The 12481-nt window shown below is 42.8% G+C and carries 13 protein-coding genes; 8 read left to right on the top strand and 5 right to left on the bottom strand.

The window, feature by feature from the left end:
- Positions 1 to 364: 364 nt before the first annotated feature.
- From EPB74_RS05290 to dcd, 8 genes are all read left to right on the top strand, one after another.
- A complete protein-coding gene (locus EPB74_RS05290; RefSeq protein WP_079692133.1) occupies positions 365 to 1078 on the top strand; it encodes a CoA transferase subunit A in 714 nt (237 codons plus the stop codon).
- Between the two features lie 81 nt (positions 1079 to 1159).
- A complete protein-coding gene (locus tag EPB74_RS05285; RefSeq protein ID WP_274903189.1) occupies positions 1160 to 1789 on the top strand; it encodes a CoA transferase subunit B in 630 nt (209 codons plus the stop codon).
- Between the two features lie 126 nt (positions 1790 to 1915).
- The gene (locus EPB74_RS05280; RefSeq protein ID WP_089554083.1) at positions 1916 to 2716 is read left to right on the top strand and encodes a 3-hydroxybutyrate dehydrogenase; all 801 of its coding nucleotides are present in this window, start codon (positions 1916 to 1918) and stop codon (positions 2714 to 2716) included.
- A gap of 170 nt (positions 2717 to 2886) precedes the next feature.
- Positions 2887 to 4242, top strand: coding sequence for a magnesium transporter (gene mgtE / locus EPB74_RS05275; protein ID WP_274903188.1), 1356 nt, complete (start codon positions 2887 to 2889; stop codon positions 4240 to 4242).
- Between the two features lie 223 nt (positions 4243 to 4465).
- Positions 4466 to 5698, top strand: coding sequence for an iron-sulfur cluster carrier protein ApbC (apbC, locus tag EPB74_RS05270; RefSeq protein WP_274903186.1), 1233 nt, complete (start codon positions 4466 to 4468; stop codon positions 5696 to 5698).
- 67 nt (positions 5699 to 5765) lie between these two features.
- Positions 5766 to 6203: a hypothetical protein gene (locus tag EPB74_RS05265; RefSeq protein ID WP_274903184.1), complete on the top strand. Its 438-nt coding sequence runs from the start codon at positions 5766 to 5768 to the stop codon at positions 6201 to 6203.
- A gap of 12 nt (positions 6204 to 6215) precedes the next feature.
- A complete protein-coding gene (locus EPB74_RS05260) occupies positions 6216 to 7352 on the top strand; it encodes a DUF2804 domain-containing protein (RefSeq protein ID WP_274903182.1) in 1137 nt (378 codons plus the stop codon).
- 157 nt (positions 7353 to 7509) lie between these two features.
- A complete protein-coding gene (dcd, locus tag EPB74_RS05255) occupies positions 7510 to 8085 on the top strand; it encodes a dCTP deaminase (protein ID WP_011513914.1) in 576 nt (191 codons plus the stop codon).
- A 115-nt stretch (positions 8086 to 8200) separates the two neighbouring features.
- Here dcd and EPB74_RS05250 read toward each other — a convergent pair whose 3' ends face one another.
- The 5 genes from EPB74_RS05250 to petA form a co-directional block, all read right to left on the bottom strand.
- Complete coding sequence (locus EPB74_RS05250) at positions 8201 to 8635, bottom strand: ClpXP protease specificity-enhancing factor (protein WP_089554087.1); 435 nt, start codon at positions 8633 to 8635, stop codon at positions 8201 to 8203.
- Positions 8636 to 8767: 132 nt separating this feature from the next.
- Positions 8768 to 9382 carry a glutathione S-transferase N-terminal domain-containing protein gene (locus EPB74_RS05245; RefSeq protein ID WP_079692125.1) on the bottom strand — a complete coding sequence of 205 codons (615 nt, stop codon included), beginning with the start codon at positions 9380 to 9382 and terminating at the stop codon, positions 8768 to 8770.
- 195 nt (positions 9383 to 9577) lie between these two features.
- Positions 9578 to 10291: a cytochrome c1 gene (locus EPB74_RS05240; RefSeq protein ID WP_079692124.1), complete on the bottom strand. Its 714-nt coding sequence runs from the start codon at positions 10289 to 10291 to the stop codon at positions 9578 to 9580.
- Entirely contained in the window at positions 10291 to 11496 is a 1206-nt protein-coding gene (locus tag EPB74_RS05235) for a cytochrome b (protein ID WP_171996386.1), read from the bottom strand. Before EPB74_RS05235 ends, EPB74_RS05240 begins: the two co-directional genes overlap by 1 nt.
- A 22-nt stretch (positions 11497 to 11518) precedes the next feature.
- Entirely contained in the window at positions 11519 to 12103 is a 585-nt protein-coding gene (gene petA, locus EPB74_RS05230; RefSeq protein ID WP_274903180.1) for a ubiquinol-cytochrome c reductase iron-sulfur subunit, read from the bottom strand.
- Positions 12104 to 12481: the final 378 nt, after the last annotated feature.

Below are 12481 nucleotides of genomic sequence, written 5' to 3'. Positions count from 1 at the left end.
CTTGGCTAAGTTAAGCCTGAGATTATGCAGGGCACAGAGAAATAGGTCAATAAAATTAAACATAACGGGTGATTTAACGTATTTTATCAAACATAATTTTAGATAAGTATGGTAGTGATCTATTCTGTATGATTCAAGCTGCACTACCTTCTATGCACTACTTTATATGAGCTTCATATTATTCTCTAGTCGCTGCTAGAATAATATGTTAAGTTATCAGAGGTATTGTTTTTATAATATATCGATAGAAAATGTATTAATATAAATACAAAAATGATGAATAATCTAGTGGTTTACATACGCAAAAATCAATGATGACAAATCAGTTATGAATAATAAAAATGAGACTTGCAAGGAGATAAGCATGAGTCAATCAAAAGTATATAGCAGCGCCGAAGAGGCGTTAAAAGGTATCGTTAGTGATGGACAAACTCTCGCTATCGGCGGTTTTGGTCTGTGCGGTATTCCTGAAGCATTAATTGAAGCGCTGCGCGATAGTGGTGTTAAAGATTTGACCTGTATCAGTAATAACGCCGGTATCGATGAATTTGGCTTAGGACTGTTATTACAAACCCGCCAAATCAAAAAAATGATCTCATCGTATGTTGGCGAGAATAAAGAATTTGAGCGTCAATACTTGGCAGGCGAGTTAGAAGTTGAGCTGACTCCACAAGGTACATTGGCGGAAAAACTGCGTTCAGGCGGTGCAGGTATTCCTGCATTTTATACCGCAACTGGCGTTGGCACACAAGTCGCTGAAGGCAAAGAGACGCGTGATTTTGACGGTCGTACTTATGTACTTGAGCATTCATTACGTGCCGATGTGTCGCTTATCAAAGCGCAAAAAGCCGATAAAGCAGGGAACTTAATCTTTAATAAAACCGCGCGTAACTTCAATCCAGACTGCGCGATGGCTGGCAAGATTACTATTGTTGAAGTTGAAGAGATTGTAGAGACTGGCACGCTCAATCCCGATGAAATTCATCTACCGGGTATTTTTGTGCAGCGTATTGTCTTAAATAGTAACCCTGAAAAGCGTATCGAAAAAACCACGACTAAAGCAGTCGAAGGCGCTTAAGTACTTAGTTAAGGGCTTTATCGAAATATTTTTAAACGATTAAATTAATAATAAAGTATTGTGAAAAATAAGGAAGTTACCATGGCATGGACAAGAGAGCAGATGGCACAGCGTGCCGCACAAGAGCTACAAGATGGCTATTATGTAAATTTAGGCATCGGTCTACCCACTTTAGTGGCCAACTATATACCTGAAGACGTAGATGTTTGGCTACAGTCAGAAAACGGCTTGTTAGGTATTGGCGAGTTTCCAACGGCAGAAAACGTAGATGCCGATTTGATTAACGCTGGCAAGCAAACCGTGACCGCAGAATCAGGTGCCAGTTATTTCAGTAGTTCAGAGTCGTTCGCGATGATTCGTGGCGGACATGTTAACCTTGCGATATTGGGCGCGATGGAAGTCTCAGAGCATGGCGATTTGGCGAACTGGATGATTCCCAAAAAGATGGTCAAAGGTATGGGCGGCGCGATGGACTTGGTTGCAGGTGTACAGCGTGTAATTGTTCTGATGGAACAAGTCAATAAACACGGCGAGCCAAAAATTCTAGCCAACTGCGAGCTGCCATTGACGGGTAAAGGGGTGGTCGATCGTATTATCACCGAGCTTGCGGTATTAGATGTCACCGACAATGGACTGAAATTGGTTGAGCTAGCAGAAGGTGTCAGTTTTGAAGAGCTACAAGAAAAAACACCAGTAAATATTGCCCAATAGTTTTGATGTTATATCGGATGTTAGAAAGGCTGCTTAATGCGTTGTTTAAGAGCCACTATATTTTAGGGGCTTATTTATAGCTTTAATTCATTACTACACATCATTACCCATTATTAAGGACAATATATGGCGACCCAATTACAACAGGATTTGACAGGCAAGGTGGCATTGGTCACTGGCGCCGCAAGTGGTATCGGACGTGATATTGCTGAAACTTATGCCAAAGCAGGGGCAGCGGTGGGTATTGCAGATATCAATCTTGAAGCTGCTCAGAAAACGGTTGATGCTATCGAAGCTACGGGCGGACGCGCCCTCGCGATTGCTATGGACGTGACTTCAGAGAGTGCCGTCAACCACGGAGTGCAACAGCTGGTCGATACCTTTGGTGGTATTGATATTCTCGTCTCCAATGCCGGTATTCAGATTATCGATCCGATTAATAAAATGGCGTTTGAAGATTGGAAAAAAATGCTCGCTATTCATTTGGATGGGGCATTTTTAACCACCAAAGCCGCCGTACAGCATATGTATAAAGATGATAAAGGCGGTACGGTCATCTATATGGGTTCTGTGCACTCGCATGAAGCATCAATGTTTAAGGCGCCTTATGTTACGGCAAAACATGGTCTGCTTGGGCTGTGCCGTGTATTGGCGAAAGAAGGCGCTGAGCACAATGTACGCTCACATGTGATATGTCCAGGTTTCGTCAAAACGCCTTTGGTCGAAAAGCAAATTCCGCAACAAGCGGCCGAAAAAGGTATCAGTGAAGAGTCGGTCGTCAAGGATATTATGCTGGTTAATACGGTCGATAAAGAATTTACCACTGTCGATGATATTGCTCAATTAGCCTTATTTTTAGCGGCTTTTCCAACGAATGTCTTTACTGGACAATCTATCGTTGCCAGCCATGGATGGTTTATGAATTAATCGTTTTGATTGGTGTTTTTTGGCTTAATAGTCATTAGCTTGCTAAAAAAGCCCAAAGCTTGATAAAAAAAGACCAATCCAGTAGCATCTAGCTTTATATTAACTTGAGCCAATTGTATTGGCTCTTTTTTATGAGCGCTTGCTGCATCGATTTGGGCGCAAGGAATAAAATGATAAATAATAAAGATTTTGCGTTGGGTTTTGCAGCGAAACTAAGCCGTGCTATCGAGCAACAGCATTTTGAGCAAGCGATTAAAGAAGTTCAAACGTTACGTCCTATTGATATCGCTGATGTGATAGCACTTATTGAGCCTAGACTTGCTTGGCAATTGTTAGAGCAGCTGCCCAATCGTTCGACGATATTTGCCTATTTAGACGCGGATATTCAAGTTGAACTGGCCTATGTGTTCCCTCGAGCTATCTTAGCGAAGCTAGTAGGCGAAATGCCTTCTGATGAGCGTACGGATTTATATAAGCACCTAAGCCAAGATCAACGAGATGCCTTGTTACCGGCATTAGCACAAGCAAAGCGCGAAGATATCCGACGCTTATCTGCCTATGAAGAGCGCACTGCCGGTGCCTTGATGAGCTCTGACTATGCGACTTTAGGTGCTCAGATGACTGTCTCTGAAGCATTAGATGCATTACGATTAGAAGCGCCCGACGCTGAAACCATTTATCATACCTATGTGATCGACGATGACCGTAAGCTGCTCGGTGTGGTGTCATTAAGAGTACTGATTTTAGCGTCACCAGAGCAGTTAATTCAGGACATTATGCTCAGCTCCGTCATATCTTGTGATGTGAACGATCATCAAGAGGACGTTGCTAAGACCGTCGCCCGTTATGACTTAATCTCCTTGCCTATTACCGATGCAAGTGGTGCTTTAGTCGGTATTGTCACGCATGATGATGCGATGGATGTGGCGAGTGATGAGGCGACCGATGATTTTCATAAGTCAGGCGGTGTCTCTACGATGGTAGGTCGTTTAAAAGATGTCAGTATTCGAGTTTTATATCGTAAGCGGGTATTTTGGCTGGTATTTTTAGTATTTGGCAACTTGCTTTCAGGGCTGAGCATTGCAAAATTTGAAGATGTAATAGCAGCAAACCTAGTATTGGTGTTTTTCTTACCATTGCTAGTCGATAGCGGTGGTAATGCAGGCTCACAGTCGGCGACCTTGATGGTACGTGCTTTGGCAACTGGCGATGTGGTCATGCGTGATTGGTTTTCATTACTAGGCCGTGAAGCAATGGTCGCCTTAATGCTCGGGGCTACGATGGCGGTGGCTATCTCCATCATCGGTTATGTGCGTGGCGATGCCGTTGTTTCTTTAGTGCTGGCAATGAGCATGATGTCCGTGGTTATGATTGGTTGTGTGATTGGTATGAGTCTACCTTTTATATTGAACAAACTGGGCTTTGACCCTGCCACTGCCAGTGCGCCTTTGATCACATCAGTTTGTGACGCGGCAGGCGTGCTTATTTATCTATTTATTGCCTCAAAGTTTTTGGCGATAGGTTAAGGTCGTTTAAAAGATAGAAATCGGCGAAAATATACGACAGTATAGACACATCGTGCAAAGCTCAGACCTACTGACAGTGTGGTTTTTTTATACCTCTCATTGAGCTACACTGTATACATAAAACCGTCTAGCTAAATCGTTTCGGAATATATTTTTTCGTTAAAATATTATTTGAAAAAGCGTTATTGGAATTTGCCAGACTTAACCATCTATAGAGGTAGCTATGTTTAACTTTATAAAAAAAATAGGATCTTCAAAATCCGAGACTCCGCAGCAGCAAGCTGAGCTTGATAGTGCCGTTGATAAGGTACTGTTAGGTTATCAGGTTGGTAGTACCAGTATTGCTACTATGGTAACGGGGCTTGAGCGCGCCGGTGACCAGTTGACTTTGGATTTGCGCTTGCCGCATGCTAGTGATCCGGAGATTATTCAGCAAGAACTTGGACAATTGCTACATCCGCACGGTATCAAGGTCATTCATATGAATGTGCGCCTGCCAGCGCCTGCCAAAGGGGATTCTAAAACTTTGCCTAAGCAGATGCCTAAGACTATTGATGCAATGAGTAATAATAGCAAAGCAACATCGAAGCCCGTCACTAATACAAAATCACCAAACATAGAACCACCCATTACTAAGGCGGCTCCTACCCAAGCATCACTTCCTCCACATCCTCATATTCGCCACATTATCGTCGTGGCCTCTGGTAAAGGCGGCGTCGGTAAGTCAACCACCACGGTCAATATTGCCTTAGCATTACAAAAGCTAGGCAACCGCGTTGGCGTGCTCGATGCGGATATTTACGGCCCTAGTATGCCGACCATGCTAGGCGTGGATAAGGTAAAGCCTGAGCTAGAGAATGAACAGTTCATTCCTATCAATGCTCATGGCATGGCGATGTTATCGATTGGTAGCCTACTTGATGGCGACAATACGCCTGTCGCGTGGCGCGGTCCTAAAGCGACGGGTGCTTTGATGCAACTATACAATCAAACCAACTGGCCACAGTTAGATTACTTGGTGATTGATATGCCGCCAGGTACCGGCGATATTCAGCTAACATTAGCACAGCGCATTCCGGTGACCGGTGCGGTGATTGTCACGACGCCGCAGCATATTGCGCTATTGGATGCGCAAAAAGGCATCGAGATGTTTAATAAAACCAATATTCCGGTACTTGGCGTGGTCGAAAACATGGCGCTACATACTTGTAGCAACTGTAATCATACCGAAGCGATTTTTGGTGTCGGCGGTGGCGAGCGTATTGCCGAGCAATATCATGTGCCACTGTTAGGGCAGCTACCACTCGCTAGTGGTATTCGCGCGCAAGTGGATAAAGGTGAGCCAAGCGTCTTAGTTGATGATGAGTTTGCGCCATATTATTTGAGTATTGCTAAAAATATCGAAGCCAATATTGATAAGTTTGCTAAGCCAGTCGACGATAAGCGTATTTTTTAATGAATGATCGGTTGTAATGTTCCAGTCTTAACTCTTAAAACACTAGTATTTATAAAAAGAGAATGTTGTGAACTTATCTACTTATGAAAGGCATCTTAAAGAAACTCCAAAAAAATATAATGTATTACAATTATTCCGGCCGCCGATATACGAGATTGAGCTATCAAACAATCAATTGATTACCGTTTGCTACTACAAAGATGGTAGTAGCAAACGCCATCAAATCAATGCTAATTTTAGTAATCGCCGTATGGTAGTTGCAGATTTTCTTAAAACAGTACAAGCGCTTACTGATTTACTCCTTAAATTTCCTAAGCATTCATTTGGAGTGAGTGCTTTTGCAGTAGCTAATGTAACTGAAGAATTGGCTGATGGATTAACAGCTATTGAAATTAAAGCTATTAGAGAAGCGTTTTTTGTTGCTTCTTCACAAGCGAAAAGAAGAGTTGTACATACCACCGTTAGCTACCAAGGGCAGATAGTCCCTTTAGAGAAATTTGGCTAGGATGCCGCAATCATGAATCAAAATCAAAATGAACAGCATTTAGCAACCAATTTAAGACCCGTTGCTCTCGACCAACTTATTAAAAACGGCCAACCTACTTTTGGGGTATTTTCTCAAGTCAAAAGCATCAATTATTTGGACTACCACAGCCATCTTATCTCGCAAAAGTCCTTACCCAATTGGCGCAAAAATCTAAAAGCCAATCAATTCTGCTTTATCCAAATTATTCAGCCACCTTATCGAGTTTGTTTAGCATTAGCGACGATTAAGCTTGCGACCAGTGCTTTTGTTTATCTTTATAATGACGACACTGAGCAGTTGGAAGTTTGTGAAGCACTACAGCCTTTGACTCGTCATACGCAGCTAGAAGGTGATTGTTACCAAGGGCAGATGGCGTTTGCGCATGCTAACCTCACCGTAACATTAGACTTTACTCCCTCGAAAATCAAAGTGGCGCTAGGCAGTCAATATATAGAGGTTCATGCAACATTAGAGCGGAAAGCGCAGCCGCTAGCGATATGTACACCCACTGGCAGACGTGGCTGGACGTTTACGCAAAAAGAACCACTCACGGCGATATCTGGGCATTTCTTAATCAAGTCTGCTTCAATATTTAATATAGAACCTCACACTAAACAAGTAGATTTTACCGATAGCACTATCGCCAATCTAGACTGGACACTAGGCTATATGCGCCATGAAACCAATTGGTTTTGGAGCTGTATTAATAGCTACTTGCCAGATGGTCGCCATTTTGCCTTAAACCTAGCGATGGGCGTCAATGAGACAGGCGCTAGTGAAAATGCTTGCTGGCTTGATGGGCAGATAGCTTATTTGCCGCCCGTGATGTTTGCTCGTAAAAATGTCAATTTAACATTAAGTCAGCAAGATCAATCTGTTGAAGAGTCAAGCATCAAAGCTGAGCAGACTTGGCGTATTTATCATCAAAACCTAGGCTGGAGTAATGTTGATATCGACTTAATCTTTACGCCGATCAGTGTTTATAAAAAAACCGATAACTTTGGCATAGTTGCCAGTATTTTTGAACAATGGCTAGGCGAATATAGCGGTGAGATACGTATTGGAGATAAAATCATTCATCTAGATAAAGTGACTGGGCTGGCTGAAGATCACTTTGCCAAATGGTAGCTTGTAAAAATATAGGGTGATGATAAGTGGGTTATTGGACGTATTGGTTTTAAAGTGCTGCTGACTCTATAAATCGCGCCATCAATTCCGTATAATCGTCGCTATCAAAATACTATTCAAATCATAGTCCCTATTTAATATTTGCTAAGGAACAACAATGTCTATCAAATCTGACCGCTGGATTCGTAAAATGGCTGAAGAGCATGGCATGATTGAGCCATTTGAAGCAGGTCAAGTACGCTTCAATGATGCCGGCGAGCGTTTGGTCAGCTACGGCACCTCAAGCTATGGTTATGATGTACGCTGCGCCCCTGAGTTTAAAGTATTCACCAATGTCCATTCAGTCATTGTCGATCCTAAAAACTTTGATGAAAAAAGCTTTATTGATGTCATTGGTGATGAGTGTATTATTCCGCCAAACTCATTTGCATTAGCACGTACTATGGAATATTTCCGTATTCCACGTGACGTATTGACTATTTGCCTAGGTAAGTCAACTTACGCGCGCTGCGGTATTATTGTCAACGTCACACCACTTGAGCCTGAGTGGGAAGGGCACGTCACTTTAGAGTTTAGTAATACAACCAATCTGCCAGCGCGTATTTATGCGGGTGAAGGGGTGGCACAAATGCTGTTTTTCCAAAGTGATGCCGATGATGTCTGTGAGACCAGCTATAAAGATCGTGGTGGTAAATACCAAGGTCAACGCGGCGTGACATTACCAAGAACTTAGATAAGCGCTTACCCAAGAACTTAATGGTTATTTTAATCATTCAGCTCATTTAGAAGAGTAATAAAAAAAGCTAGCCATATTTAATATGGCTAGCTTTTTTATGTATCAGGTTTAATTATTTTAGAACTTTTAAACCAGCTTTATTATCACGTTTCGGCTTAGGAGCTGCGCTGGTTATCTTAGGACTCATTACCGAGTCATCTTCAGGCTGATAGTTGTCATATTCATTCGGATCAAAAAACATCCCTTGCGAGTTCTCTTTAGCATAAATACCTAGCACCGCCGTCAGTGGTACCCAAATCTCTTGTGATACGCCACCAAAGCGCGCACTGAAGTGAATATAGTCATTTTCCATACTCATATTACCCGTAGCACGGCTGGCAATATTGAGTACGATACGCCCATCTTGCACATGTTCCGTTGGAATCTGTACGTTCTCAGCGGTAGCATCAACCATCAGATACGGTGTGAGCGCATTGTCTTCTATCCATTGATATAGCGCGCGCACCATATAGGGACGTGTTGGGGTAATAGACGTGGTTTCGCTCATCTTTTGGCTTCCTATATTGATGATATTAAATAATAGTTAATAAGGGGTTTGCTACCTATTTTTATTGATTTCTAGAAAATGAGGCAGGTTTAATGATTTCTTATTCTAAGACAGCGACAAGCGATTGTCTAATCAACGCACACTTTTTTGAAAGCTTTTACGCTCAAAGATTCGGGTTTGATACTCAAGTAATGGACGGCTAATAGCACGAGGTAGCTCGATACCCATCTCTTCAAGTCGCCATAATAAAGGCGCTAGCAGTACATCACACCAGCCAAATTCATCCGCCATAAAGTAAGGTTTATGCGCAAATAGCGGTGATAAAGTAATCAATGAATCAGTTAGCTGTTTTTTAGCGATGGCTGCTTGTGCTTTGTTGAAGCTATCAGGGTGCATCAGTAAACGCTTACCCAGTACCAGCCAATCACGCTGAATGCGCCACGCCAGTTGCCTGAACTGTGCACGCTCTTGCGGTGTATCAGGCAGCAGTTTGTTTGCATGGTAACGCTCCTCAAGATACTCGAAGATGACGTTAATCTCATAGAGGGCAATCTCACGCTGCTGAAGAACGGGCAAAGTGTGATAAGGATTCAGTTCGGTCAAGTCCTCTGGGCGCTCGGAGTGTAGACGTGATAAATAATAAGCGAGCTTTTTTTCTTCAAGTAATAGGCGTACCACATGACTGTCGTAGCCGTCATCAGCATATAAGATTAGCTGACTACTTGGAATGTCATTCGCATCAATCATGAAAGCCTAATGTTAATAGTAAAGCCTGTCATCGTAAACAAAGTCGACCTATTTATCAAGGCAGCATCCGTAAACATTACGCATGAGCCTATTGTTTAGCGGATGATTTACTGACGGTCAACACATAAAAAAAGCACTACCGAGGTAGTGCCTTTTATTAATATCATACTAAATTTCTATTTTCTTAATTCTTGTTTATTTTACATCTTTCCAGAACTCTTTGTTGAGCAAGTAAACTGGAATCAGTAAAACTAACAAGAATAAAATTACGAAGAAACCAATGACTTGACGGTCATGACGAACAGGCTCAGCCATCCACGCCATAAAGTTAACCAAGTCACCGACTTCAGATTCAAACTCTTCTTGACTAAGCTCTTCTTGCATATTATGCAAGACGTGAGGCATTGCAGCGTTTGCAAGCACTAAGTTATTAGCGCCCCAAGGACGGCTTGGATCTTCATAGAACGATAATAGATAGGTATAAACCCAGTCATCACCGCGCAGTCTGGTCTCAAGCGATAAATCCGGCGGTGCGGCACCAAACCACGATGCTTGCACTTCAGGGTCAATCTCAGCATTGATATGGTCACCGATTTGATCTGTGGTGACCATCAGATACTTTTCGACCAGCTCAGGCGGTATCTCTAAGTCTTTAGCAATACGCGAGTGACGAACGTACTGTGCTGAGTGACAACCCGCACAGTAGTTCATAAACGTCTTCGCGCCGTTTTGTAGAGAACCCTTATTGGTAAAATCAATAGGGGCTGTGCTACAAGCTAAGTGTTCTTCAACACCATCAGCATTGGTAAACGTACCGCATCCACCACCTGCTGCTAGTGCCGTACCAGCAGTCAAGGTTAATGCCGCGCCTAAGCCTAAACCTGCTAGGAATTTTTTTAGCGTGTTCATTAGTGACCTCCGGTAACGCGTTCTGGTGGCTGTTTACACTTCTCAATAGAGGTGTAAATTGGCATCAGTAAGAAAAACAAGAAATACAACACAGTGAAGATACGAGCCATCAATGTTGCTGTTGGCGTTGTTGGTGTCGCACCTAAATAGCCTAAAACTAAGAAACTGATCGCAAACACGGTTAAAGCAATTTTAGATAAAATGCCTTTATAGCGTATAGAGCGTACAGGCGATCTATCAAGCCATGGTATCAAGAACAGGAAGGCGATTGCAGCACCCATGGCAATTACACCACCAAGCTTATCTGGAACCGCACGTAAGATGGCATAGAAAGGCGTGTAATACCATACTGGTGCAATATGTGCTGGTGTTTTCAATGAGTTTGCTGTCTCAAAGTTTGGTGGCTCAAGGAAGAAGCCGCCGCCTTCTGGGAAGAAGAATACCACTGAAAAGAACAAGATAAAGAAGACAACAATACCAACCATATCGTGCACGGTATAGTACGGATGGAATTCGATACCATCTAATGGCACACCGTTTTTATCTTTTAGCTTCTTAATGTCAATACCATCAGGGTTGTTTGAACCAACATGATGCAGTGCCACTAAATGCATAAAGACTAAGCCGACAAGCACTAGTGGAATAGCGACTACGTGCAAGGCAAAGAAACGGTTTAAAGTGATACCTGAAATAATGTAATCACCACGTACCCATTCAGCAAGACCGTCACCAATAACCGGTAAGGCAGCAGGTAGGTTCAAGATAACCTGTGCACCCCAGAATGACATGTTGCCCCAAGGGAGTAGGTAACCGAAGAAACCTTCTGCCATCAATGCCAAGTAAATACCCATACCGATAAGCCAAATAAGCTCACGTGGTTTTTGGTATGAACCATATAGCAAGGCTCTAAACATATGCAGATACACCACGACGAAGAACGCTGATGCGCCAGTCGAGTGCATATAACGGATGAGCCAGCCACCTTTGACATCACGCATGATGTATTCAACAGACGCAAATGCCCCTTCGGCACTTGGGTTGTACATCATCGTTAGCCAGATACCAGTCACCAATTGGTTGACCAATACCACCATAGATAACACGCCAAAGAAGTACCAAAAGTTAAAGTTTTTTGGTGCATAGTACTTCGACATATGATATTCATAGGTTTCAGTCGCTGGAAAGCGCGCGTCCACCCAATGCATTAACTTTTTACCCATGCTCATATTAAGCCTCCCCAATCGTCAAGATGGTACCATCCATGTTGTAATCTGGGACAGGTAAGTTAAGCGGTGCAGGTACACCACTATAAACGCGACCCGCTAAGTCATATTTAGAACCATGGCATGGGCAGAAAAATCCACCGTACCAATCATTACCACCCAAGTCGGCTGCGCCAACATCAGGACGGTAGTTTGGTGCACAGCCTAAATGTGTACAGACGCCTTCTACCACCAATATCTCTGGTGAAAGTGAGCGTCCTGGGTTTTTACAATATTCAGGTTGCAAAGATGCGTCGGAATCAGGGTCGGATAGTAATGACTTTACTGACTCTAGTGTGGCCAGCATTTCTTCAGTACGCTTGACCACAAAGATAGGTTTGCCACGATATTTGATGACAACCATTTGTCCTGCTTCGATAGAACCAATATCTTGGGTGACTGCAGCACCTGCAGCCTCAGCTTTAGCGCTGGGGGTCCAAGACCGGACAAATGGTGTTGCCACAGCAGCTACCCCAGCTGCACCAATTACGGCAGTCGAGGCAATAAGAACTCTACGACGTTGTACGTTAACGCCTTCGGCATGGCTCATTAATACTTCCTCCAGGTGAATGAAATGGGATTATCCCACACTGGGTTTGTGGCTTAGAAAATCTACAATACCAATAAACAAGCCACGTTAGCTGTGCCTAATTTTGCTAATTGTTGCTATTCTAAGCTATTTTGGTCATAAAATAAATTATTGTGTTAAAAATAAAGCAACCTCGATAGGGCGCACTAGAGTATTAAACAAGATAATCACTCTAAAAAACCTTGATTATCAGTGTTTAATATAAGCTTTATGCCACCAAGATATCATCAAGGATGTTATGAATAATGACCTTATAATTATTAAGGATATTCAGCAATAGGGAATGATACTTGAAATCAAGACAATGTTCACTAACTTTCAGCACCTCACTACCCTGTA

The organism is Psychrobacter sp. DAB_AL62B, from assembly GCF_028895345.1.
Lineage (GTDB): Bacteria > Pseudomonadota > Gammaproteobacteria > Pseudomonadales > Moraxellaceae > Psychrobacter.
This window is presented reverse-complemented; position numbering and strand designations above follow the sequence as displayed.